Genomic DNA, 23,101 nt, shown 5'->3' with positions numbered 1-23,101 from the left:
ACTCGACGTCTACATCCACTGGTACAACGACGAACGCATCTCAATAAAGCTCAAGGGCCTGAGTCCGGTCCAATACCAGGCCCAGGCCCTCGCGGCTTAGGCTCCCTACGTCAGGGTCCAACTTTCGGGGACCACTTCACACGGCGTGGCGGGGCCTTTCGCGTCTTTTCAAGAAAGTTCCAAGCAGTCTGTCGCACTCTCTACGCCATGAAGAAGACGACAAGCACAATGCTGGGCGCGGTGTGGATCGCCGGTGCGGCGACGATCGGTTTCGCGGCGCCCGCCCAGGCAGGCGACGGTCCGGTGAATCTGCCGCTGACAGACGATGTTCGCGCCGAGCTGGTCCAAGCAGGTGCGGTCCTCACCGGGCATCCGGCGTCGGAGTTCACCGGTTTGCGGCCCGGAAAGTCCTTCTACGCATATGTGCCCGAGGGCGACGTGTATTACGCGGCTGCGAAATTGGACGGCGCAAAGACCGAGGAGGCCGCTATCAATCTGCAGGACCAGAACAGCTACATGATGTTCCGCAAAGCCGGCGATCCGGGAGCGACGTGGGTTCCGACCGCCGCCGGCTTCGGGCCCATACCCGCGGGTCAAGCTCCGTGCCCGATCCCACAGTCCGTTCGTGACGTCTGGCAGTGGCCGGCGGGCAAATGCTATCCGCCCACCGCCTGAGGCTCGCCGTGGCGGCGGCGCTCAGCGCGACACCGCTGTTCATGGCGAGTTGTGGGGCCACGCCCAGCCGCCAGGCCGCGCCCCCTCCCCCGCCGGCATATGCACCTCAGGTGGTGCTGCCCTTCGGCAACTTCATCAACCACCCAGCGGGTTTGGCGGTGGACGGCACGTCCAACATCTACGTGCTCGACTCGAAGTACGGCCAGGTCTGGAAGCAGACTGCAGGTGCGGATCGGCCAAGCCCGTTGGCCTTCGACCAGATCGGCCAGCCGACCGACGTCGCGGTCGACAACCAGAGCAACCTCTACGTCACCGACGGTTACCACCACCGAGTGGTGAAACTCGCACCGCCAGTGCGCAATCCGATCACACTGCCGTTCACAAGTCTGGACCAGATCGCCGGGGTGGCAGTGGATGCTGCCGACAACGTCTACGTCGCGGACATGGGCACCGATCGGGTGTTGCGGTTGACACCTGGCGCAAGCGCCCCGGCTGCCCTTCCGTTCACCGACCTCGGCGAGGTTTCCGGCGTCGCGGTGGACGCGGACGGAAACGCCTACGTCAGCGACTCGAAGGCCAAGCGCGTACTGAAGCTGTCGGCAGGCGCCACGACCCCGACGGTGCTTCCGTTCGGCGCCCTCACCCAACCGACTGCCGTCGCGGTGGACGCCGCCGGCAACGTCTACGTCTCGGACTACCGCGCGAACCGCGTGCTGGAGCTACCCCGGGGCGCCGATAGGCCGACCGTGCTGCCGTTCACCGGCCTCGACAAGCCCTCGGCGGTGGCGGTCGGCGGCTCCGGCGCGGTCTACGTGATGGACAGCGGGAACTTCCGAGTGCTCGAACTGCCGATACGCTCCAGCTAGCTTGCTAGCATGCTAGCCTCGTCGGTGTGGGCGAGGAGGACGTCAAACAGTTCAACGTGTACCTGCCGGTCAGCCTGATCAGACGGGTCAAACACCACGCGATCGAGACGGAGTCTTCTCTTTCCGCGTTGGTGGCCGATGCGCTACGGACCTACCTCGACGCGAACGGCACGCAATCGACCAAGGAGGGCTGAATGACGACCGAGGGCATGAAGCCGTGTTCCTGGAAACTCACAACTGGGGCAAGTCGGCGAAGTTCTTTCAGATGCTGGGCTATGAAACCGAATTCGCGACCGACCACAACTCCGGCCAACTGCGCCGAGGTGACGGCCCCTACCTGTTCATCGCCGAGGTGCCCGAGACCGAGCCCACCCGTAGGCATCTCGTGTTCGGGGTGCCTGATGCCGACGCATTCGAACTCGACGACTCAGTCGAGGTCGTCAGCGCATGGGAGGACACCCATTGGGGCACGCGGTTGATGACGGTTCGCGACCCCGACGGCCGCGAGTGGAAGCTGCAGGCGCCGAAGTGAGTACCACTTCCGCGCCCGACAGCACCGCGGTCCGCACTGCGCTGTGGCGCGCACTTCACGTCGAACTCGACGCGCCACCGCATGTGCTCGACGACACCGTCGGGTTGCGGCTAGCGGATCCCGATCCGGATTGGCGGGCGCGCGGCGACATGCATCCCGACGGCACCCGCGCGTTTCGTGCGTCGATCGTGGCGCGCGCACGGTTTCTGGACGACCTCGTGATCGACCGCGCCGCCGCTGGTGTCGGGCAGTACGTCATACTCGGCGCCGGCCTGGACAGCTTCGCGCAACGCCATCCCGACGTCGCGGTGCGGATCTTCGAGGTGGACCAACCCGGCACGCAGGACTGGAAACGACGCAGGCTCAACGAGATCGGCTACCCGCCAGGACCGAACCGGCAGTTCGTGCCCGTCGACTTCGAGCGCGGCGAGGCGTTCCCGGACGCGTTGCGGGCCAACGGCTTCGACACCGACCGCGCTGCGGTGGTGTCGTCCATGGGCGTCAGCATGTACCTGACCAGGGAGGCGACGGAAACCACGCTTCGGCAGATCGCCGCGTTCGCGCGCGGATCGGTGCTGACGATGACGTTCATGCTGCCGCTGGACCTGACCGACGCCGCCGAGCGCCAGATGCAGCAGTCGGTCGAGGCCGCCGCGGCCGCCTCGGGGACACCGTTCATCAGTCACTACGCGCCTGCGGAGATGGTCGAAATGTGCCGCGCGGCCGGGTTTTCCGAGGTCGAGCACGTCAGCCCCGACGATCTCGCAGCGCGCTACTTCGCAGGCCGCACCGACGGTCTGCGGCCACCGACAGCCGAACAACTGATCGTCGCCACCGTTTAGACTCTGGGCGCATGAGTAGCCAGCGAGTACCCGGCGGGGTGGTGCACAAGCTGCCCGCGGACCTGCGCACGGCGCTGATCGGCAACGCCACGGCATTGGCCGCGTGGAAGGACATCACGCCGTTGGCCCGCAACGAGTTCATCTGCTGGGTCGAGGACGCCAAGCAGCGCAAGACCCGCGAGCGGCGCATCCGCCGCACGCAGGAGGAGTTGGAGGAAGGCATGCGCAGGCCGTGCTGCTGGCCCGGGTGCAAACACCGCGAGCGCACGGGTAAGGCCTAACTCATCGCGCGGGCCAACGCGATGTGCCCCTCGAAGCCGGACCACTCGGCGCGAGCACGGTACCGATCGTGCAGGTCGCGGTAGCGGTCCTGGTCGCCGCGGGCTTTGGCCAGCAGTGCGTTGCACCGCAACAACGGCAGCTCGTGGTACAGGAATCCGGGCTCGGTGGGCATCGCCGCCAACTCGTCGATGGCGGTCTGCGCCGCGTCGAGGTCGCCTCGGCCGAGTAATGCCTCGACGAGGACGGTGGTGCACCATCCGCGATTCGTCATCTCCCCGGCCTGCATTTCGTCATGCAGTACGGCACGACACAGCGCGATCGCGCCGTCGTGATCGCCGAGTCGGGTCTTCTCCGCCGCGACGTCGATGTCGACGCACCAGGCGGCGACGATGAGGTTGCGGTGCTCGCGCGCCACCTGACGAGCCCTGTCGAGCAGTTCGAACCCCAGCGTTCGGTCGGCGCCCTCGCACCGCACCAGGACGAGCCCGCGCGTGAATTCCGCGTTGGTGAGCGTGAAGTCGTCCCCGAACTGGCTGGCGATCTCCAGTGCCTCGGCCGTATCTCGCAGCGCGTCCTCATCGGCCAGCAGCGCCCAACTCTGAGTGGCGATGTACTTGAACATGACGACCGCGCAGAACGTGAACTTGTCGGTGTCGCGGGCCAGGCGGACCGCGTCGTCGAAGTCTTCGCGCCAGCCGGGAACACCCAACGCACACCGCGCCGATGCACGCATCACAAGCGCGAATGCCAGCGGTGAGCCGACGATCAGATTGCCCATCGTGGGATCGCCACCGGACAGGTCGATGGCACGCTGGCTCAATTGCATGGCTTCAGTCACCTCGCCGACCGCCCACTTGACGATCATCGCGGTCATCAACAGGCCAACCGTCAGTTCGGGGTCACCGATCGAATCGAGGCGCTCCACGTGTTCTGAGGCCAATCGTGAAGCGTCCCGGTACTTTCCGTAGAACTGCATCAACGTGACGAGCCCCGTAGTCCCGATCACAAGGGAGCGTTTGTCGCCCGCGGTGGTCGTCAGGTCGCTCAATTCGTCGAAACAGGCGTCGTCCAGGCTGCCGCCGGCCCGCCATATCGTCGCGCACAACCAGGTGCGTGGGGCGATGCGCATGGCCATCCGGCCGTCGGCGTCGTCGGGCAACCGGTCGGCGACGGTCCGCGCGCGCTCCCAACTCATCCGCGCGCCAGCGATGTCGCGGTGCCGCAACCAGTCTCCGGCTCGCATATGCCATTCGAACGCCGCCGGCAAATCGTGCGCCGCCTCCAGATGGTCGGCGACCAACGCGGCATTCTCCTCCACCGATTCGGGATCGCGAGCCGCAATGGCGGCGGCCACCCGACGGTGCAGTTCGGCACGATCGGACTTCAGCTGCGATTCGTAGGCCACCGCACGGATCAGCGGATGGTGGAATGCGTACTCTTCGCCGGTCGACCCGACAGGATCGATCAGTTGGCCCGCCACCAGTGAATCGATGGTGGGCTCCACACCCAAGGCAGTGACCAGGTCCACGCGGAAACGCGCACCGATCACCGCCGCAGCACTCAACGTGCGCTTGGCCGACTGCTCCAGGCGGTCGATGCGGGCGGCGATCGTCGCCTGCAACGTCGCGGGAACGCTGACGTCTGCTATCTCGGCCGTGGACGTGTATGCACCTGGCTTGCCGTGCAACACTTTTCGCTCCGCCAGATCACGCACGATCTCTTCGGCGAAATAGGGTGTCCCGGCCGCTCTTTCGGCGATGATATGGCCGACAGCAGCGACGGTCGGATCAGTGCCGAGCAACTCGGCGATCAGAGTGGCGGCCTCGTCGTCGGTCAGAGGTTCGAGGGCAATGGTTCGCGCGCCCGATATCGCCGCCGGGGCGCCCCGGTATTCGGGTCGGTAGGTGACGATCACCAGCGACGGGGTCTGCGAGATGACGGCGAACAGGTCGACGAGCATCGACTCGCTCACCGCGTCGAGCCAGTGCGCGTCCTCGACCACATAGACTGCCGCGCGTTGCCGCTCCAACAACGTCGCAGTCACGAGAGCCGTCAGCCGCCGTCGCCGCGCATCCGGGTCGATGACGGGCAGTTGGGCAGCCGGGTCGGCGATTCCGAGCAGGTCGTCGAGCAGCAGCATGCTCTCGTCATCCGCCTCAGTGACCCTGTTGCGCAGGGACTCTCGGGCGGTCCGCGGGTCCAGCCCCGTTACGCCGTTGGCAGCTCGCAGGAGTTGAGCCACCGCGTAGAACGGGACGTGGCTGGCGTGCGATTCGCAGTGTGCGGTGAACACGTCGACACCGTGCGCCGTCGCGATGGCCGAAACCTCGCGCGCCAGACGGCTTTTCCCGATCCCGGGCGGACCGACCAGTTGCACCACCGAGCCATGGCCTTCGATCGCGTGGTCCAGTAACTCCTCGACCGCCTTCAATTCCGCCTGTCTGCCGACGAGATTGGATTCCACGCGTCTGACGGGTTCCTGGCGGTCTGCCATCCCCCGCAGCCGGTAGGCTGGGACCGGGTCACCTGCGCCCTTGATGTTCACCAACACCTGTTCGCTCAGAGTTGCCGTGTGCTCGACCAGCCGTGCGGTGGACGCGCTGAGCATCACGCCGCCCGGTGGTGCGACGGACTCCATCCGCTGGGCCATGCCTACTTGCTCACCGATCGTGGTGTAGCCGAACCGTCCGGTACCGATGTCACCGGCGATCACCTGACCCGAGTTCAACCCGACCCGCAGCCGCAGCTCGATGCCGTCGCGGTTTCGGACGTCGACGGCTAACTGTTTGACATCCTGCTGAATCGCCAGACCTGCGAGGCAGGCGCGCACCGCGTGATCCTCCAACGCCACTGGCGCGCCGAACATGGCCATGATTCCGTCACCGGTGAAGCTGCCGACGGTGCCGCCGAACCGCGCGACGGAGCGTGCGGACCGCTCGGCGACCTCCGCCATGATCTCGCGCAGTCGCTCAGCTCCGACCGCCGCGGCGATGTCCATGGAGTGCACCACGTCGGCGAACAGCACCGTGACTTGCTTGTACTCCGCCGAACGGCGCACCAGTGGCAGCCGGGCCCCGCAGTCGGCGCAGAACTTCGCCGCCGGGCCGTGCGGCGCGCCGCAGGTCCCGCAGATCAGCGCCGTCGCCCCACCGCCGACCTTGGCGTCCACGTCAGTATCGTGTCACCGCTAGCCAGCAATGTCAGGGATATCGAGGTGGTCATCGCCGATCTCAGCGAGCACGCGCGTCCGGCGCCATACCCGCGGCTGCGAAAACACCGGGAGCAGATAGCCTTTCGCGTTGGGCTGTCCAAAGACCGAGCACGAGGTTCGCCTAGAGTGAAGGCCGATCAGACAGGGGCGCACACTCGATAGCGTCTGGTGAATGATCACAACGCGTGAAGTCACCTATGACGCAGATGGTCTCACCATGGCCGCCTACCTGGCGCGACCGCAGGGCGACGAACTCCGGCCGGCGGTGCTCATCGGACACGACGGAGTTGGTCTTCTCGACTACCAACGTCGCCGCGCCGACGATTTGGCGCAGCGCGGTTACATAGCCCTGGCGATGGATTATCACGGCGGCCAAGTGTTCTACGGTGACCCGGATGCGATGCTGGCCCGGGTCATGCCGCTGATGGCAGACGCAGACCGAATGCGGGCCATCGGCTGCGCCGCACTCGACCTCCTACTCGCGGCGCCTGGTGCTGACCGAAACCGCCTCGTCGCTCTCGGCTACGGCGCAGGCGGTCGTATCGTGCTGGAACTCGCCCGCGGCGGAGTGCCGTTCAAGGCCGTCGCCGTAGTACATCCCGGCTTGCCAGAAGCCCGACCTGATGACTGGACGAATGTGACCGGTTCGTTCCTTCTGTGCACCGGCTCCGAAGACCCGATCTGCCGCCCCGACCAGCTCCTGACATTTACGCAAGCGCTCCAAGAAGCAGGGGCCGACTGGCGCGTGAACGTGTACGGCGGAGCCGAGCATGCCTTCTGGGCTCAGCCAACAGGCCCCGACGGGTTGCCCACTGCGGGAACCACTCACCAGACGCCCACCGTGCCCGGCGTGAGCTACCACCCGGAGCAGACGGTGCGAGCGTGGCGGGCAGTGCTCGACCTGTTCGACGAGACGTTCGCTACTCCAGCGTCGTCCGCCTGAGCAGGCCGCCATATCGGCGCGCTAGAAGTCCCAGTCCTCGTCTTCGGTGTTGACGGCCTTGCCGATCACGTAGCTGGATCCCGAGCCGGAGAAGAAGTCGTGGTTCTCGTCGGCGTTCGGTGACAGCGCCGACAGGATCGCCGGGTTCACATCGGTCTCGTCGCGCGGGAACAGCGCCTCATAGCCGAGGTTCATCAGCGCCTTGTTCGCGTTGTAGCGCAGGAACTTCTTGACGTCCTCGGTGAGCCCGACCTCGTCGTATAGGTCCTGGGTGTACTCGACCTCGTTGTCGTACAGCTCGAACAACAGCTCATAGGTGTAGTCCTTGAGCTCCTGCTTGCGGGCGTCGTCCTCGATCGCCAGGCCGCGCTGGTACTTGTAGCCGATGTAGTAGCCGTGCACGGCCTCGTCACGGATGATCAGCCGGATCATGTCCGCGGTGTTGGTCAGCTTGGCGCGGCTGGACCAGTACATCGGCAGATAGAAGCCCGAGTAGAACAGGAAGCTCTCCAGCAGCGTGGAGGCCACCTTGCGCTTGAGAGGCTCGTCGCCCTTGTAGTACTGCATGACGATCTCGGCCTTGCGCTGCAGGTTCGGATTCTCCTCCGACCAGCGGAACGCGTCGTCGATCTCAGCCGTCGAGCACAGCGTCGAGAAGATGTTGCTGTAGCTGCGCGCGTGCACCGACTCCATGAACGCGATGTTGGTGTACACCGCTTCCTCGTGCGGGGTCAGCGCGTCGGGAATCAGGCTGACCGCACCGACGGTGCCCTGGATGGTGTCAAGCAGCGTCAAACCGGTGAACACCCGCATGGTCAACTGCTTCTCGTGTGCGGTCAGCGTGTTCCACGACGGAATGTCGTTGGACACCGGCACCTTCTCCGGCAACCAGAAATTACCGGTCAGCCGGTCCCACACCTCAGCGTCTTTTTCGTCCTGCAGACGGTTCCAGTTGATGGCCGAAACACGGTCGATCAGCTTCATGCCATCACTCACGAGAACCCCATTTCGCCGCAGAAAGCCCTTTGCCGCTCAAGCCCGATGTCGCCGGCCGTGGCGGCTCCGAGCCCTTCCGACACTACCCCTGGGGTGCGACAACGGCCGGAACCGCGACATCTTGTGTTGGCGTGTCGCCTTACTTTGACGAGCCGGCCCCGAGGAACTTGTACTCCGAGGCCTTGAACTTGCGGGTCGACAGCCAGTACTGCCAGGTCATCCCGCTCCACAGCGTCCGGTTCACCCCGTGCTCGTCGAGGTACCAGCTCTGGCAACCGCCCGTGCTCCACACCGTGCCCGCCAAGTGCCGCTGCAGTTCGGCGTTGTAGGCGTCTGACGCTTCCCGCGTCGGTGCCAGGGCCTGCGCGCCGGCCTTCTCCACGGCGGCAATCGCGTGCGCGGCGTAGCGGATCTGCGATTCGATCATGAACACCACCGAGTTGTGTCCCAGCGCGGTGTTGGGGCCGAGCAGGAAGAACAGGTTCGGCATATCGGCGATGGTGATGCCGTGCAGCGCGGACACGCCCTCGCGGGTCCACCGGTCCCCCAAGTCCTCGCCGCCGGGGCCCTTGATGTCGACATAGGTATACGAGTCGGTGACGTGGAATCCGGTGGCGAACACGACGACGTCGACGTCGCGTTCGACCCCGTCGGCGGTGACGATGCCACGGGGCGTGAACCGGGCGATCTTGTCGGTGATCACCTCGGTTTTCGGGTTGGCGATGCCGACGTAGTAGGTGTCGGAGTTGAGGATTCGCTTGCAACCGGCGCGGTAGTTCGGGGTGAGCTTGCGGCGCAACTCGGGGTCTTTGATCGACCGCCGGATGTTGTAATTCCCCATCAGCTCACCGATTTTGAGCAGCCTGGGCTGTTTGGTCATGGCGAAGCCGACGGCCTCGTGGATCCAGTAGATGCCGGCCCGCATCGCCGCCCTGGTGCCGGGAACGTAGGTGAACACATCACGCATCCTCTGCGGGATCGGGTTGTTGGGCCGCGGCATCACCCACGCCGGGGTGCGCTGATAGAGATGCAGCGCACCGACGTCCTTGACGATTTCGGGCACGATCTGGATCGCACTGGCGCCGGTGCCGATCACCGCGACCCGCTTACCGGTCAGGTCGACGCTGTGGTCCCACTGTGCGGAATGGAAAGCGGCGCCTTCATATTCGTCGAGCCCCTCGAATTCGGGGATCAGCGGGATGTGTAGCCCGCCGACGCCGGAGACCACGAACTGCGCGACAAACTCGCGGCCGTCCTTGGTGAACACGTGCCAGCGCAACTCATCGTCGTCCCAGTGCGCACGGTCGACGTGGGAGTGAAACGAGATGTAGCGGCGCAGCCCGTACTTCTGGGTCACCCCCTTGAGGTAATCGAAGATCTCCGGCTGAAACGACCACATGTGCTTCCAGTCCGGCTTCGGCTCGAACGAGAACGAGTACATGTGCGACGGGATGTCGCAGGCGCAACCGGGATAGGTGTTGTCGCGCCAGGTGCCGCCGATCTCGCCGGCCTTCTCCAGGATCAGGAACTCGACGCCCCGGCGCTGGAACTCGATGGCCATGCCGAGGCCCGAGAAGCCGGTGCCGATGATCAGCGCGCGGGTGTGCACGGGCTGCTGTGTGCTTTCCGCAGCCCGCTCCGGGGCGACCGTCATTAGGAGTCCTTCCTGGGAACGCGGGTACCGGGTATTTCCGGCTCCCAGATTAGCGGTCGCGGCCCTCGCCGCCAACGATCCAGCCAATGGTGCTGATCAGGTGGCCGAAACCGCGCGGTCGGCGGAGCGGTGCCGATCAGGGTCGAACGTCTCGAAGTGGCCCGAGCCGACCATCCCGATTCCGCGCTGCGGCAACCGGAAGTCCCCGAGGCGGGCCTGGCGCAGCAGCGGTCCGGTGCGGCCAAGGTCGCGGCCGTCCAGCACTGCGGTCGAGTTGGCGACCACCCACAACTGCTTGGGCGCCATCGTGTAGCACTGCCCGTTCGGGGCACGGCCGGTCAGCCGGACGTCGCCGACGCCCAATGTGCGGCGCGCGAGGCGGCTCAGCCGCCTGGAGACGGTCGGGTCGGCCCATTTCTCGTCGGGCAGCCGGCCGCCGATCTTGCTCATCAGCCGGGTGGCTCGCGACGTCTCGAAGTCGACGGTCCAATGCAGTGTTCCGGGAATCCGGATCACCGCCGACCACGGTCCGACCCAGCCGACTTCGATATCGCACTGCACGGTGGGGTTGGCCGTGGCCGCGCTGAAATAGCGGGCACAGCTGTGCTGTCCCGGCGTGGTCGCGTAGAACGTCCAGTTGCACGACGGGTCGCGGTGCCACACCGAAACATACGGTGGCGCAAACGATGTCGCGGGAATATGGCGCATCGCCAAGTAGTGCCCGTTGTCGAACGGCAGTCCCATGATGCCGAATCCGACGAATCGCTCGTCGTCGCCGGCAGGCAGCATCGGGTTGGCCAGCACGGCCGCAACGGTGTCTTGTGGGGTGAGTTGTTTGGTCATGCACCGATGGTCAGCCGCGGCACGGCCGCACCACATGAGGCGTCTGCCCCAAATTTCGTCAGGCGACGTGCTCGCGGCGGCGCACACCCTCGTGCAGCGGCAGGTCGGCGTCGATCTTGATGCCGAGCAATTCGCAGGTGCCGTTGATGGACCCGACCATGATCGTGGTCAGGTGCGCGACGAACTCGTCGGGCGGCATCCGGCGGGGGCTGTCCTGTTCGGTGCCCAGCCACCAGTCGGTGGCCGAGGCGATCGAGCCGAACGCGGAGTAGGCGGCCAACTCGAGAGCGGTGGCGTCCAGTTCCATGTCCCGCAGCTCGTTGTCGAACATGTTGGCCATCGCCAACGTGATCTCGCGGCCTTCGTTGAGCGCACGCATGGTCGACTCGCTCTGCTCGGCGAAGCGGCCCTGGATCAGGAACCGCAGCACGTTCGGGTGCTCGTCGACCAGCCGGACGTACTGTTCGACGCTGCGGCGGATCACCTCGCGCGCGGGATCGGTGGACAGATTGATCGACGGGAAGATCGCCGCCCACAACATGTCGCGCAGCCGTTCCCCGACGGCCTGGAACAGGTCTGACTTGTCGGTGAAATGCCGGTAGATCTTCGGTTTCGCAGTGCCCGCCTCTTCGGCGATCTCACGCAGGCTCAATTCCGGTCCGAGCCGGTCGATCGCCCTGAACGCGGCGTCGACGATCTCCGACCGCACCTTCTTGCGGTGTTCGCGCCAGCGCTCGCTGCGGGCGTCCACCTTGACACCCGGCTCGGCCGAACGTGACCTGGACCCTCGTCGCACTCGCCCACTGTACCGCCCGAGGGTCGCTGACCTGCTCAGACCGACCGGCAACACCGGCTTCCGCCGCGCTGGCCAGCTGAATTTGCTTGCCAAACACCGACCCGTCACCCTGGGTAATATTCGTGCGACATCCCAAGAACGAGAGAGACGTATGACGCAGCGTTACGACCTGGTCATCGCGGGTGGCGGGCCCTCGGGCTCGGCCGCGGCGTGGCAGGCCGCGCAGACCGGCGCCAAAGTGGTGGTTCTGGACAAGGCCGAGTTCCCACGGGCCAAACCGTGTGGTGACGGCCTGACCGCCCGCGCGGTGAGCTATCTGCAGAAGATGGGCCTAGCCCACGAGGTCGCCGAATTCCACCGCGTCAACCGCGTCACGGTGTTCAGCCCCAGCCAGTGGGAGTTGTCCTTCCCGAAGCGGCCCGGCATGCCGGATCACGGCCACACCGTCAGCCGTGAGCACCTGGACACGCTGTTGCTCAAGCACGCCGAGTCGGCGGGCGCCGAGGTGCGTCAGTCGTCGGAGGTGACCGGGCCGATCGTCGAGAACGGCCGCGTAGTGGGTGTGACGTGCAAGAGCGGTGAGAAGGTGTACGGCGACGCGGTGATCGCGGCCGACGGCGCCTACTCCCCCATCAAGCGGGCGCTGAAGATCGACTCGGAGTACAACGGCTACTCGGCGATCGCGATCCGCTCCGAGATGCACGCCAACCGGCCGGATTCCGACAGCCTCGACATCTATCTGAAGCTGGCGTTCCAGGGCGATCAGCTGCCCGGCTACGGCTGGGTATTCCCAATGGGCAACGGCCTGTTCAACATTGGACTCGGTTACGTCAACAGCTACAAGAACTGGCAGTCCATCAACGCCACGCAGTTCCTCGGCGAGTTCCTGCGCACGCTGCCGCGCGAGTGGGAATTGCCGCCCATCGAGGAGTTGAAGAAGAACAAGAGTGTGCGTGCGTGGCGGCTGCCGATGGGCTTCACCGCGTGGCCGCCGTGGCGGCCCGGCGTGCTGTTCACCGGCGACTCGCTTGGTGCGGGTAAGCCGGCATCCGGTGCGGGCATCTCCAAGGCGCTGGAATCCGGTTTGGCCGCAGGCGAATGCGCGATCGCCGCGCTGCAGAACGGCGGCCCCGACGACTTCACCAACTATGCGCAGCGGATGGAAGCCGCGTGGGGCAAGGAGTACCGGCGTGGCCGCTACTTCCACAAGCTGCTTGGCTACCCGAAGTTCGCGAACGCGGGCATCAAGATGATCGACAACGCCGCCTTCCGCGACCGGATGCTCAAGGCGTTGTACAAGAAGGCGCAGGGCCCGCAGCACACCGTCAAGAAGTAATCGCTGTGCCCGAGTGGCCACTTACGGCACGCGAATTCGCTTGTCGTGTGCGATAACCGGCCATTCGGGCGGCGCGCTTACCCCGTCTTGAACAGCTGGGTGACCTTGATCAGCAGTTCGTAGACACCGTAGAGGAATGGGATACCAGCCCACGCCCACGCCAGCGCGATGTACACCTTCGGCACGGTGGGCTGGTATTCGTGGAGTTCACCCTCGGTCATCGCACAGCCTCCTCGACTGCCGCGTCGGATTCAACGGATTCGGTTGGCTCGTGCCACTTCTGGTTGACGGGCCTGATCAGTTCGTTGCAGACCAGGCCGACGACCAACAGCGCGATCATGATCGAGAACGACAGCGTGTACAGCGCCGGACCTGACTTGCCCGCGGCCTCCTGGCTGTCGGCGATCGCGTTGACGATGATCGGCCCGAGAATGCCCGCCACCGACCAGGCCGTCAGGAGCCGACCGTGGATCGCGCCCACCTGATGAGTGCCGAACAGGTCGCGCAGGTAAGCGGGAACGGTCGCGAAACCGGCGCCGTAGAACGACAGGATCAGCATGGTGGCGATCAGGAACACGACCTTGTTCGAGTTCTGCATCACCGTGAGCGTGAGATACAACAGCGCACCCACGCCGAGGTACATCCGGTAGGCGTTCTTGCGGCCGATCACATCGGACAGGCTTGACCAACCGATGCGGCCCAACATGTTCGACAGCGACAGCAGGGCCACATAACCGGCGGCGGCGGCGGCGAGCGCGGCAGCGGCGGCGTTGCCGGGGAAGAAGTCCTGATAGATCGGCGACGCTTTCTCCAGGATGCCGATCCCCGCAGTCACGTTGAAACACAACACCACCCAAAGCAGCCAGAACTGCGGCGTCTTCAGGGCGTTGTTGGCCGACACCTGGCCGACGGAGACCATCGTGCCCACGGTCGGGGGCGCCGGTGTCCATCCGTGTGGCTTCCAGTCCGATCGCGGCACCCGCACCAACAACCAACCCAGCGACATGAACACCGCATACACCAACCCATGCACCAGGAAGGTTTTCGAGATGCCTGCTGCGGTGGCGCCGAACAGGCCGAGCATCGCCGTCGACCACGGCGATGCGATCAACGCACCACCACCGAATCCCATGATCGCCAACCCGGTGGCCATCCCGGGCTTGTCGGGGAACCACTTCATCAAGGTCGAAACCGGGGAGATGTACCCGATGCCCCAGCCGATTCCGCCCAGCAGGCCATAGCCGAGCAGCACCAACCAGTACGTGTGCAGCGCCAGTCCGGCAGAACCGACCAACCAGCCGCCGCAGAAGCAGCACATCGCGACGAACATGGCGGCGCGCGGGCCTCTGCGGTCCACCCAGGTGCCGAAGACAGCGGCGGAAAGGCCGAGCATGACGATGCCGACGGTGAACGGAAGGGCGCTCAGGGTTCCGGAGATGTGCAGCGCGCCTTCCAGCGGTTTCTTGAACACGCTCCACGAGTACGCGGCGCCGATCGACAGGTGGATCGACAACGCGGCGGGCGGCACCAACCAGCGACTCCAGCCTGGCGGCGCGATGATTCGTTCCCGACTGAAAAATGGCGCATTCACAGGAGTGGTGTATCACGGTTGGGGACCTGCTGACACGTCGAGGTGATTCACGAAAGTTATTGTCGGACAGTAATATTCCGGCGTTTACTGTTGCCGGCCGCACTGCGGGCAACTTTGGTCTAATCCTCTGACTGTCAGCTTTCAGGCCGCAGGCAAATCTCGGCCCGGTCGCGGGCGACGGTGACCGAGTCGCCGCCCGCATCAGGCGTGTTCGCTTTCCGTAAAACAGCCGGCTACTCGGCGGCTCCCTAATCCCCTACTCGCGTTGCACGCCGTATCCCCGTCCAGCGACCGGCCGGTAGCGGTGTGTGCCCCGTTCCGGCGAGCGGTGCGTCTTTTCAAAATTGGCTGCACCAGGCCGCCAGCAGTGCAAACAGGCGGTCCCGCCCACGAAAAGAGACGCCCATGCACACCACCACCATGCGGCGGCTGATGGCCTCAGCCGCTCTCGCCACAGGACTCGCCGTCGGATTCGCAGCGGCTGCCGACGCCCAACCAAACAACTCGACGATGTCGGATTACTGGGAGTGCGTCGCCGACCATCCCGACAAGGTCGGCGCCGAAACGTGCTGCATCTTCTACGGCGGCACGTGGGACCCGAGCCAGTACATGTATGAGTGCAGTCTGGACCGCGGCGAACCGCCGAAATCCACGCTCGACACTGTTTCGGTCGACCCGGGTACCTCGGCGCCACCGAAGGGTCCGCGGGTCACGCCGGGTCGTCTCGCCGAGCTGGTGCGATGAACATCCAGGGCTCGTTGGTCGCCGCCGTGATGGTGAGCGGCCTTGCTATCGGACTCGCCGCGAACGCGGCCGCCGCTCCGGTGAGCGACGACTTCTGGGAATGCGTCGCCGATCATCAGGACACCGACGGCATCGGTGTGTGCTGCGTCTTCTACGGAGGCGACTACGACGAACGCACCGGCGAATGCTGGATCGACCACGAGGCGAAGCTAGAGGAGGCCGGCCCCGGCCCCAGCGTTCCGCCGAAGCACTCGGTGCTGACGCGGGTGGATCGCCTGCCCGTTTTCGCGATGGGCTAGCGCGACCCCGACGAGTGTGGACTCATTGCACGGTCACTTCCGCTTCGCGTGTACCGACTCCACACTCGTCGGGAGCGTTCGTGCGGGCCACGTTTTCGCGTTACGGTCACCAATATGAAAGGCGCCACGCGGCCGTACCGGATGACCGCGCGCGCCGTCAGCACCGCGCGTACGGCCACCGCGATACTCGAAGCCACTTGGGAACTGTTCGCCGACAGGCCCTTCGCTGAGATCACCCTTGCCGACATTGCCGCCCGTTCCGGAGTGCGGACGCAGACCGTGTTGCGTCGGTTCGGTGACAAGGATGCGGTGTTCGCCGCCATGTTCGCCGAAATGGGTAGCGAAGTGGTCGAACGCCGCGGCCGGGCCCGTCCCAATGTCCTCGACGACGTGGTCGCCAATCTGGTTCACAACTACGAACTCTCAGGCCGACTCACGCTCAAGATGCTCGCCGAAGAGGCCACTACCCCGGCGGTTCGCGACATCCTCGCCGCCGGCCGGACGGGCCACCGCAGATGGTGTGAGCAGGCTTTCTCCGACACTCTCGCCGGCCTGCCCAGGGCCGAGCGTAATCGCCGGTTGGCGCAACTGGTCGCCATCTGCGATGTGCACACGTGGGAGGTGCTACGGATCAACTCGGGACTCAGCAAGCGCGCGACCAAGGTGGCGCTCATCGAGATGCTCGCGCCGCTCGTGGTGGACCACGGTGCGTAACCGTTGGAGTCGGTCGTTGGCGCACCGGCAGCGGCCACCAGAACCACCGTCCCAGCAGCGCGGCGATCGACGGTGTCATGAACGACCGCACGATCAGGGTGTCGAACAGCAGACCCAGCGCGATCGTCGTCCCGATCTGTCCGAGCGCCCGCAGGTCGCTGTAGATGAAAGCTGCCATGGTGAAGGCGAACACCAACCCGGCGGCGGTCACCACCGACCCGGTGCCTGCCATGGACCGGATGATGCCGGTGTTGATGCCCGCGTGGATCTCTTCCTTGAACCGGGACACCAACAGCAGGTTGTAGTCCGAGCCCACCGCTAGTAGCAGGATGATGGACAACGGCAGGATCACCCAATACAACTGGATACCCAGGAGATATCGCCAGACCAACACCGATACGCCGACCGAGGCGCCCAGTGACAGTGCCACCGTGCCGACGATCACCAACGCCGCCACCAGGCTTCGGGTGATGAACAACATGATCAGCAGGATCAGGCTCAACGACGCGATGCCGGCGATGATCAGGTCGTAGTGCGCCATCTCGGCGATGTCCTTGTACGTCGACGCCGTGCCGCCGATATAGATCTTCGACCCCGCCAACGGTGTCCCCTTGACCGCTTCTTCGGCTGCGTGCCTGACCGGATCGATATGCGAAATGCCTTCCGGCGTCGCGGGATCCACGTCATGGGTGATGATCATCCGCGCGGCCTTGCCGTCCGGCGACAAGAACAGCTTGAGCCCGCGCAGGAACTCCGGGTTACTGAACGCCTCCGGCGGCAGATAGAACGAATCATCAGTCTTCGACGCGTTGTAGGCCGCCCCCAACTGCGTCGAGTTCTCCAACGCCTTGGCGGTCTGGTCGTAGATCCCCGACGTGGTCGCATGGTTGGTCATCGTCAGGTCGCGGTTGGTCTCCTGGTTGGCGATCTGCGGCGGAATCAGCGCCAACAACTTCGGCTGCAACTCATCGAGCTTGGCGATGCTGCCCGAGACGTTGGCCAGCTGATCGGTCAACTCGTTGATGCCGTCGAGCGCGTCGAACAGCGACCGCAACGCCCAGCACGCCGGGATGTCGAAACAGTGCGGCTCCCAATAGAAGTAGTTCCGCAGCGGGCGGAAGAAATCGTCGAAGTCGGCGATCTTGTCGCGCAGGTTCTGCGCGGTGGCCACAGTGTCCTGAAACGCCTGACTCTGCTCGTGGGTGATCGCGCTGGATTGCTGCTGCAACGCGTACTGCTGGCGCAGCACGTCGATCGAGTCGTTGATGACCTGAACCTGCCGCAGCAGGTCGGAGGCCCGATCCTGTTGGAACGGCAGGTTGTTGATCTGTGCGGCGCTGTTGGCGCTGAGCTGGAACGGGATCGAGGTGTTGTCCAGCGGCGTGCCCAACGGTCGGGTGATCGACTGCACCTGGGCGATGCCGTCGGTGTGGAACACCGCCTTGGCCACCCGCTCCAATAAAATCATGTCGGTGGGATTGCGCAGATCGTGGTCGGCCTCGATCATCAACAGTTCAGGATTCAGCCGCGCCTTGGAGAAGTGCCGCTCGGCGGCCGCATACCCCACATTCGACGGCGCACTGGCCGGCATGTACTCGCCGATGTCGTAGCTGACCTTGTACCCGGACAGCGCCGCCAGCCCGATGAACGCTAACGCCATCGTGGCGATCAGGATTGGTCCCGGCCACCGCACGATCGCGGTCCCGATCCGCCGGGAGGTGCGCGTGGCGGTCTTACGCTTGGGGTCCAACAGCCCGAACCGAGCGCCCACCGCCACCACCGCCGGTGCAAGGGTCAGAGAGGCGACCAGTGACACGAGCACGCCGATCGCCGCCGGGATGCCCAGGCTCTGGAAGTACGGCAACCGGGTGAAGTACAGGCACGCCGCCGCACCCGCGATCGTCAGCCCCGATCCCAGGATCACGTGAGAGGTCGACCGGTACATATTGTGGAAGGCAGCCTCTCGGTCCACCCCCCTGTTGCGCTGCTCGTGGTAGCGGCCGAGCAGGAAGATGACGTAGTCGGTGCTGGCGGCGATGACCAACAGTGTCAAGATGTTCGTCGAATACGTCGACAGCCCAATGAGTCCCACGTTGGCCAAAAACGAGACGAGCCCCCGCGCGGCCGCCATCTGAACCAGCACCGTGAGCAGTGCCAAAACCATGGTTACCGGCGATCGGTAGACGATCAGCAACATCACCGCGATCACCGCGACCGTCAGCAGCGTAACCGGCACAGTGCTCGCGTTGCCGATCTCGAATTGGTCGGCGATTTGCGCGGCCGAGCCGGCGACGTAGGCGTGAATGCCCGGTGGTGCAGGCGTTTTGGCGATGATGTCGCGCAGCGCGTCGACCGACTCCAGCGACAGCGCCTCACCCTGATTGCCCGCCAAAAACACCTGCACGTAGGCGGCTTTACCGTCCGGGCTCTGCGAGCCCGCCGCGGTTAGCGGATCGCCCCAGAAATCCTGCACATGTTGCACATGCTTGGTGTCGGCGTTGAACCGCTTGACCAACTCGTCGTAGTAGCGGTGCGCCTGCGCACCCAACGGCTGATTCCCCTCCAGCACCACCATCGCAGCGCTATCGGAATCGAACTCACCAAACACCTTGCCGATGCGCTGAAACGCCTGCAGCGACGGCGAACTCGGCGAGCTCAACGCCACGTTGTGCTCTTCGCCGACCTTCTCCAGCTGCGGCACGAACACGTTCGTGATCGCCGCGGTCGCCAACCAGAACAACGCGATCGGCACACACAACCGTCGCACCCATATGGCCAGGTGTTGGCTCATCCGGATTTGTCCAAGCAGTAGGTGAAGGCGTTCAACGCGTTGACCGTTCTCTCGTCCTTGACCACGTCGTCGATCTTGATCCGGCAGCCCAGCGAGTCACTGTCGCCCTGGGCGGAGACGTTGACGAAGACGGCCGGCTGGGTGGTGGTCGTGTCGTAGGTCCACGGCAGCGTCGCATTGTCGACCCGCTGCGGCTGGGCGTTGACATCGGTGTAGGTGATGGTCGCGACCGTGTCCGGCGGCCCGAACACCTCCATCACCACATGCTTCGGGTTGAACGCGTGAATCTCGTTGGCCGCCCCGCTCGGGGTCGAGGTGACGTCCTTGGAGCCGAATATCCCGTTCAGCCGATACACCGCGAACCCCGCCAACGCGGCCACCAGCACCGCCACCAAAACCATCCAATGCCGCAGCACTCGTGACTCAACCCGTGTGTACCGCAACCGAAATCAGCTATGCCGGCACGACGTTGTGGTTGAGGCGGAACATGTTGGTCGGGTCGTACGTCTTCTTGACGGCGGCGAGTCGCGCGTAGCATTGCGGCCCGTAAATCGCGATTGCGTCGGCCGCCTCTTCGGGAGCGAGGTTGTTCACCACCCGCCGGTCACCCTGCCACGGCGCCATGCCGTCGAGCAGCCCGGCGACCGATTCTTTGAGCCGCTGCTCCTCTGACAATGGACCGACTTCGACGCCCAGCAGGACGTACGGCAGCCCCCTGGTCGCCACTGCGTTGGGCACTTCCGGCTGCCGATCCCAGGCGCCGCCAAGCGCACGCAGCTCGGCGATCCACAGGGTGGTGTCGGAGTCCGCGCCGACGAGGTCGACCAACTTGTCCTGTGCCTTCTCGGGAAACTCCCGCAGCGTGATGCTGCGCTCGTAGTAAGGCAATGGGTCGGTCGGCTCGCTGTGGATCGACGCGACGTCGGCGTACGGCATGTCCGCGACGGTGTCGAGGACCGCCGGACCGATCGCCCGCAGCGGCGCAATCATCCGTTCGCCATCCTCGACGGTGCCCGTGTAGGCGATCCGTAGCGACACTGTGAACGCATCGCGCAGCGGTTCGGGTATTTCGGGCAGTGGCGGCAGGCGCAGCGCGGCGAATGAGGAACTCATGGTCTCCGGCGTGGTCGGGTGCCACGCCGTCCAGGCTCGCAGGACATCGGCCATGCGCTCGCCAGGGAAATAGAGCGCGCCGCCGTAGAGGCGGGGCACCGCGAACAGGTCGAATTCCAGCGCCGTGACGACTCCGAAGTTGCCCTTGCCGCCGCGCAGCGCCCAGAACAATTCCGGGTCCGAATCCGCGTCGACATGCCGCAGTTCGCCGTCCGCGGTCACCAGGTCGACTGCGCGCACGTGGTCTGCGGCGTACCCGTGAGAGCGGCCTAGGGTGGGACTGAGACCGCCGCCCAGGGTGTAACCGATGACCCCTACCGTGGGATTCGACCCGTTGAGCGGTGCCAGCCCCACTTCGGCCGCCTTCTGCACCACATCGGCCCAGATCGTTCCGGCGCCGACTCTGGCCGTGCGACGGACGGGGTCAATGGTGACTTCACTCATCCGGTGCGTCGTGATCAGCACGGCGCCGCGCGCTGTGCCGACTATCTGATGGCCGGTGGTCTTCACCAGGACCGGCCGGTGCTGTCCCGCCGCGAACTTGACTGCCGCCTGGACGTCAGCGGTGCTCTGTGCGACCACGATGACCGCGGGCGCCAGTTCGTGATTCAGGTTGAAGACGGCGCGTTCCGCGTCGTATCCCGCGTCACCTGGCAGCAGAACCTGGCCTGCCACCGCCCTTGCGAAGGCCTCGGCCTCCTCTCGCTGCACCGGCGGAAGAGACGAATCATCGAAAGACATGGGGGCGCTCTCCTTCTTTCAAGTGAGGTAGGCCAGAGCAGGGACGACAGACAGTCCGAACGCATCCGGCTCATGGAATGTCGTGTGCCCAAGCACCTTCTGGCTCGTGCGTCCCGCCACATCCCGAGCACGGCGGCGGCCGAGACTTTTCACGTTACCAACACTAACGCGAAATTCTGGCGGCTGGGACGTCGATCGGCTGCCTCAAAGCCCTGCGGGATTAACCCTCCCAGGCCTACCGCGAAGGGTGAAACATGCCCTGTTGGGTAGCACTCGTACGACGAATCACACTGCCCATCACTGCATTTCCTTTGATATCGCTGAAGCGGCCAGCGTTCGATTCAAGGTGGATCAGCGAACCATGAGGGCCGGGCTCGGCCGTCGACGACGGGCATGTTCGTGGCCAGAAACAGTGACGAGGAACACGATTCCCAACAGATGGGGTATCGAGATATTCGCGTTACTTCCATACAGGCGAAATGTGTTCAACGCCGTTGTCCTGAAACAAGGGTCGCCACAGCGCGCCTCGAGCCCGCTGCATCAGTGGTCATGAAAGTCAAGAGACGGAGCGCCTGCTATGGAGCCGACACGGCAAAGTTATGACTACATCGTGGTGGGTGGAGGAACGGCGGGTTGCGTCTTGGCAGCGCGACTATCCGAAGACCCGACCATTCATGTGCTGTTGATCGAGGCAGGCGCTCGTGAGCCATTGGAAGCCATGGCGGTGCCTGCGGCGTGGTTGTCATTGCTTGGAAGCACTGCCGTCTGGGGTGACAGTGGTGCGGTCAATGCCTTCACGGGTACGCGAGTCGCAACGCCTCGCGGTCGTGGCCTTGGTGGTTCGTCGAGCATCAACGGCCTCGTCTTCGTGCGCGGTCACCATACCGGCTACGACGCGTGGACACGATGCGGCGCACCCGGGTGGGGCTTTGACGACTTGTTGCCCTACTTTCGGCGCTCGGAGACTGCGACGAACGGTGACCCGGCTGTCCGCGGAGTCGACGGCCCGCTGATCGTGGGCACCCCGCCTACCCCTAATCCCATGATCGCCGCCGCTGTGGAGGCCGCCGTCGAGGTTGGTTGCGGACGAGCGGGCGACCTCAGCAGTGGCCTTGAAATCGGCTTTGGCTGGCCCGATTTCAACATCGTGAACGGGGCGCGCCAGAGCGCCGCCGACGCATACCTGATCCCCGCAATGAACCGGTCGAACCTCGACGTAGTGACCGACGCTTTGGTACGCCGTGTGGTGGTGGCCGATGGACGTGCCACAGGTGTTGAGTTCAAAACCGGTGGAACCACGGCGACGGTGGCCTGCACCCGCGAAATCGTGCTCACGGCGGGAGCTATCGGGTCGGCGCAGTTGCTCCTGTTGTCCGGCATCGGTGCGAGCGAGCACCTGCGTGCAGTGGGTGTGAAGCCCGTGCTCGAGCTACCCGGAGTCGGCGCCAACCTGCAGGACCACCCGTTGGCTTGGCTGACCTACGAGGCCAGTCAGCCCATTTCCTCGATACCGGCCAACGCAACGGGCGAAGCCATGGGGTTCATCCGCACGAGCCTCGAGTTCGACGGGCCGGACTTACAATTCGTGCTCCACAGCCTGCCGTTGCCTGTGCCGACGCTGCCGACACCGGAGCATGGCTACTCCATCATGTTCTCGGCGATCAACCCGCACAGTCGGGGCAGGATACGGCTCGCCGGCCCCGACGCCGGCATGCTGCCGGAAGTGGACCCCAATTACCTGGCCGATGCGCGTGATGTCGCGACCATGCGCGCGGGCTTACGGCTAGCCCGCCGAATCGGTGAGGGTGAAGCTCTGGCCGGTTGGCGCGGCGCAGAAGTCCATCCGGGACCGCACGTCGACGACGCCGACGACTCATTGGACGAATACCTTCGGCTCAGTCTGCGGTGTTACTTCCACTACGCGGGCACATGCCGGATGGGCGGCGACGAGATGGCTGTCGTCGATCCGCAGTTGCGGGTACGCGGCATCGAAGGTTTGCGCGTAGCCGACGCTTCGGTGATGCCCTCGATAGTCACCGCCAACACCGCCGCAACCGTCTACGGCATCGCCGAACGCGCCGCCGACCTGATCCGCACCCAGCACCACACGTAATCGACGATTGCTCAGTCAC

General features: G+C 65.0%; 23 protein-coding genes. 13 read left to right on the top strand and 10 right to left on the bottom strand.

Annotated features, from left to right (window positions below):
- The 7 genes from A5724_RS32865 to A5724_RS04900 form a co-directional block, all read left to right on the top strand.
- The coding region (locus tag A5724_RS32865; RefSeq protein ID WP_156752132.1) for an IS3 family transposase at positions 1-100 on the top strand (100 nt) is incomplete at its 5' end.
- A gap of 107 nt (positions 101-207) precedes the next feature.
- Complete coding sequence (locus tag A5724_RS04925; RefSeq protein WP_156752131.1) at positions 208-675, top strand: hypothetical protein; 468 nt, start codon at positions 208-210, stop codon at positions 673-675.
- 110 nt (positions 676-785) lie between these two features.
- Positions 786-1,541 (top strand): NHL repeat-containing protein, encoded by a 756-nt coding sequence (locus A5724_RS04920; protein WP_067797108.1) that lies wholly within the window; start codon positions 786-788, stop codon positions 1,539-1,541.
- Positions 1,542-1,567: 26 nt separating this feature from the next.
- Positions 1,568-1,735, top strand: coding sequence for a ribbon-helix-helix domain-containing protein (locus A5724_RS04915; protein WP_067797105.1), 168 nt, complete (start codon positions 1,568-1,570; stop codon positions 1,733-1,735).
- Positions 1,732-2,073, top strand: a complete 342-nt coding sequence (locus A5724_RS04910; protein ID WP_067797103.1) for a VOC family protein — start codon at positions 1,732-1,734, stop codon at positions 2,071-2,073. The genes A5724_RS04915 and A5724_RS04910 overlap by 4 nt, the downstream gene beginning before the upstream one ends.
- On the top strand, positions 2,070-2,915 hold the full coding sequence (locus A5724_RS04905; RefSeq protein WP_067797143.1) for a class I SAM-dependent methyltransferase: 846 nt from the start codon (positions 2,070-2,072) through the stop codon (positions 2,913-2,915). Before A5724_RS04910 ends, A5724_RS04905 begins: the two co-directional genes overlap by 4 nt.
- Positions 2,916-2,926: 11 nt before the next feature.
- Positions 2,927-3,196 (top strand): YdeI/OmpD-associated family protein, encoded by a 270-nt coding sequence (locus A5724_RS04900; RefSeq protein ID WP_067797100.1) that lies wholly within the window; start codon positions 2,927-2,929, stop codon positions 3,194-3,196.
- On the opposite strand, the gene A5724_RS04895 is transcribed toward A5724_RS04900, so the two are convergent.
- Positions 3,193-6,366 (bottom strand): adenylate/guanylate cyclase domain-containing protein, encoded by a 3,174-nt coding sequence (locus tag A5724_RS04895; RefSeq protein ID WP_255397188.1) that lies wholly within the window; start codon positions 6,364-6,366, stop codon positions 3,193-3,195. The two genes, A5724_RS04900 and A5724_RS04895, sit on opposite strands and share 4 nt — an antisense overlap.
- 214 nt (positions 6,367-6,580) lie before the next feature.
- Here A5724_RS04895 and A5724_RS04890 point away from each other — a divergent pair, with 214 nt between their 5' ends.
- Entirely contained in the window at positions 6,581-7,351 is a 771-nt protein-coding gene (locus A5724_RS04890) for a dienelactone hydrolase family protein (RefSeq protein WP_067797098.1), read from the top strand.
- A 21-nt stretch (positions 7,352-7,372) separates the two neighbouring features.
- Here A5724_RS04890 and nrdF read toward each other — a convergent pair whose 3' ends face one another.
- The 4 genes from nrdF to A5724_RS04870 all read right to left on the bottom strand — a co-directional run bounded on the left by nrdF (position 7,373) and on the right by A5724_RS04870 (position 11,640).
- Complete coding sequence (nrdF, locus tag A5724_RS04885) at positions 7,373-8,335, bottom strand: class 1b ribonucleoside-diphosphate reductase subunit beta (protein ID WP_067797095.1); 963 nt, start codon at positions 8,333-8,335, stop codon at positions 7,373-7,375.
- A 151-nt stretch (positions 8,336-8,486) separates the two neighbouring features.
- On the bottom strand, positions 8,487-10,001 hold the full coding sequence (locus A5724_RS04880) for an NAD(P)/FAD-dependent oxidoreductase (protein ID WP_067797093.1): 1,515 nt from the start codon (positions 9,999-10,001) through the stop codon (positions 8,487-8,489).
- A 96-nt stretch (positions 10,002-10,097) separates the two neighbouring features.
- The gene (locus A5724_RS04875; RefSeq protein ID WP_067797137.1) at positions 10,098-10,844 is read right to left on the bottom strand and encodes a hypothetical protein; all 747 of its coding nucleotides are present in this window, start codon (positions 10,842-10,844) and stop codon (positions 10,098-10,100) included.
- Between the two features lie 58 nt (positions 10,845-10,902).
- Complete coding sequence (locus tag A5724_RS04870) at positions 10,903-11,640, bottom strand: TetR/AcrR family transcriptional regulator (RefSeq protein WP_067797090.1); 738 nt, start codon at positions 11,638-11,640, stop codon at positions 10,903-10,905.
- A 151-nt stretch (positions 11,641-11,791) separates the two neighbouring features.
- On the opposite strand from A5724_RS04870, the gene A5724_RS04865 reads away from it, so the two are divergent.
- Positions 11,792-12,976 carry an NAD(P)/FAD-dependent oxidoreductase gene (locus A5724_RS04865; protein ID WP_067797087.1) on the top strand — a complete coding sequence of 395 codons (1,185 nt, stop codon included), beginning with the start codon at positions 11,792-11,794 and terminating at the stop codon, positions 12,974-12,976.
- 77 nt (positions 12,977-13,053) lie between these two features.
- Here the strand turns inward: A5724_RS04865 and A5724_RS33590 are convergent, their stop codons facing one another.
- Positions 13,054-13,197, bottom strand: coding sequence for a hypothetical protein (locus A5724_RS33590; protein ID WP_156752130.1), 144 nt, complete (start codon positions 13,195-13,197; stop codon positions 13,054-13,056).
- Positions 13,194-14,567 (bottom strand): OFA family MFS transporter, encoded by a 1,374-nt coding sequence (locus A5724_RS04860; protein ID WP_067797084.1) that lies wholly within the window; start codon positions 14,565-14,567, stop codon positions 13,194-13,196. The genes A5724_RS33590 and A5724_RS04860 overlap by 4 nt, the downstream gene beginning before the upstream one ends.
- A 405-nt stretch (positions 14,568-14,972) precedes the next feature.
- Here A5724_RS04860 and A5724_RS04855 point away from each other — a divergent pair, with 405 nt between their 5' ends.
- The 3 genes from A5724_RS04855 (at position 14,973) to A5724_RS04845 (ending at position 16,324) form a co-directional block, all read left to right on the top strand.
- Positions 14,973-15,311, top strand: a complete 339-nt coding sequence (locus tag A5724_RS04855; protein WP_067797081.1) for a hypothetical protein — start codon at positions 14,973-14,975, stop codon at positions 15,309-15,311.
- Positions 15,308-15,610, top strand: a complete 303-nt coding sequence (locus tag A5724_RS04850; protein WP_067797078.1) for a hypothetical protein — start codon at positions 15,308-15,310, stop codon at positions 15,608-15,610. Before A5724_RS04855 ends, A5724_RS04850 begins: the two co-directional genes overlap by 4 nt.
- Before the next feature lie 114 nt (positions 15,611-15,724).
- Positions 15,725-16,324: a TetR/AcrR family transcriptional regulator gene (locus tag A5724_RS04845; RefSeq protein ID WP_067797075.1), complete on the top strand. Its 600-nt coding sequence runs from the start codon at positions 15,725-15,727 to the stop codon at positions 16,322-16,324.
- On the opposite strand, the gene A5724_RS04840 is transcribed toward A5724_RS04845, so the two are convergent.
- From A5724_RS04840 to A5724_RS04830, 3 genes are read right to left on the bottom strand one after another with little or no spacing between them, the layout of a single operon-like run.
- Positions 16,281-19,115 carry an RND family transporter gene (locus A5724_RS04840; RefSeq protein ID WP_067797072.1) on the bottom strand — a complete coding sequence of 945 codons (2,835 nt, stop codon included), beginning with the start codon at positions 19,113-19,115 and terminating at the stop codon, positions 16,281-16,283. The genes A5724_RS04845 and A5724_RS04840 overlap by 44 nt on opposite strands.
- A complete protein-coding gene (locus A5724_RS04835) occupies positions 19,112-19,516 on the bottom strand; it encodes an MmpS family transport accessory protein (protein ID WP_067797134.1) in 405 nt (134 codons plus the stop codon). The genes A5724_RS04840 and A5724_RS04835 overlap by 4 nt, the downstream gene beginning before the upstream one ends.
- Before the next feature lie 52 nt (positions 19,517-19,568).
- A complete protein-coding gene (locus A5724_RS04830; protein ID WP_082964861.1) occupies positions 19,569-20,969 on the bottom strand; it encodes an FAD-binding oxidoreductase in 1,401 nt (466 codons plus the stop codon).
- Between the two features lie 577 nt (positions 20,970-21,546).
- Here A5724_RS04830 and A5724_RS04825 point away from each other — a divergent pair.
- Complete coding sequence (locus A5724_RS04825; RefSeq protein ID WP_067797065.1) at positions 21,547-23,082, top strand: GMC family oxidoreductase; 1,536 nt, start codon at positions 21,547-21,549, stop codon at positions 23,080-23,082.
- Positions 23,083-23,101 lie beyond the last annotated feature (19 nt).

The sequence above is a fragment of the Mycobacterium sp. ACS1612 genome, assembly GCF_001667505.1.
Classification (GTDB): Bacteria; Actinomycetota; Actinomycetes; order Mycobacteriales; family Mycobacteriaceae; genus Mycobacterium.
The sequence above is the reverse complement of the archived record's forward strand: the minus strand, read 5'-3'. Positions and strand labels throughout refer to the sequence as shown.

Coding starts and splice junctions, on each gene's coding strand:
- A5724_RS04825 (WP_067797065.1), top strand. CDS start 21,547: ATGGAGCCGACACGGCAAAGTTATGACTACATCGTGGTGGGTGGAGGA.
- A5724_RS04880 (WP_067797093.1), bottom strand. CDS start 10,001: ATGACGGTCGCCCCGGAGCGGGCTGCGGAAAGCACACAGCAGCCCGTG.
- A5724_RS04855 (WP_067797081.1), top strand. CDS start 14,973: ATGCACACCACCACCATGCGGCGGCTGATGGCCTCAGCCGCTCTCGCC.
- A5724_RS04830 (WP_082964861.1), bottom strand. CDS start 20,969: ATGTCTTTCGATGATTCGTCTCTTCCGCCGGTGCAGCGAGAGGAGGCC.
- A5724_RS04850 (WP_067797078.1), top strand. CDS start 15,308: ATGAACATCCAGGGCTCGTTGGTCGCCGCCGTGATGGTGAGCGGCCTT.
- A5724_RS04875 (WP_067797137.1), bottom strand. CDS start 10,844: ATGACCAAACAACTCACCCCACAAGACACCGTTGCGGCCGTGCTGGCC.
- nrdF (WP_067797095.1), bottom strand. CDS start 8,335: ATGAAGCTGATCGACCGTGTTTCGGCCATCAACTGGAACCGTCTGCAG.
- A5724_RS04925 (WP_156752131.1), top strand. CDS start 208: ATGAAGAAGACGACAAGCACAATGCTGGGCGCGGTGTGGATCGCCGGT.
- A5724_RS04890 (WP_067797098.1), top strand. CDS start 6,581: ATGATCACAACGCGTGAAGTCACCTATGACGCAGATGGTCTCACCATG.
- A5724_RS33590 (WP_156752130.1), bottom strand. CDS start 13,197: ATGACCGAGGGTGAACTCCACGAATACCAGCCCACCGTGCCGAAGGTG.
- A5724_RS04835 (WP_067797134.1), bottom strand. CDS start 19,516: ATGGTTTTGGTGGCGGTGCTGGTGGCCGCGTTGGCGGGGTTCGCGGTG.
- A5724_RS04865 (WP_067797087.1), top strand. CDS start 11,792: ATGACGCAGCGTTACGACCTGGTCATCGCGGGTGGCGGGCCCTCGGGC.
- A5724_RS04900 (WP_067797100.1), top strand. CDS start 2,927: ATGAGTAGCCAGCGAGTACCCGGCGGGGTGGTGCACAAGCTGCCCGCG.
- A5724_RS04840 (WP_067797072.1), bottom strand. CDS start 19,115: ATGAGCCAACACCTGGCCATATGGGTGCGACGGTTGTGTGTGCCGATC.
- A5724_RS04845 (WP_067797075.1), top strand. CDS start 15,725: ATGAAAGGCGCCACGCGGCCGTACCGGATGACCGCGCGCGCCGTCAGC.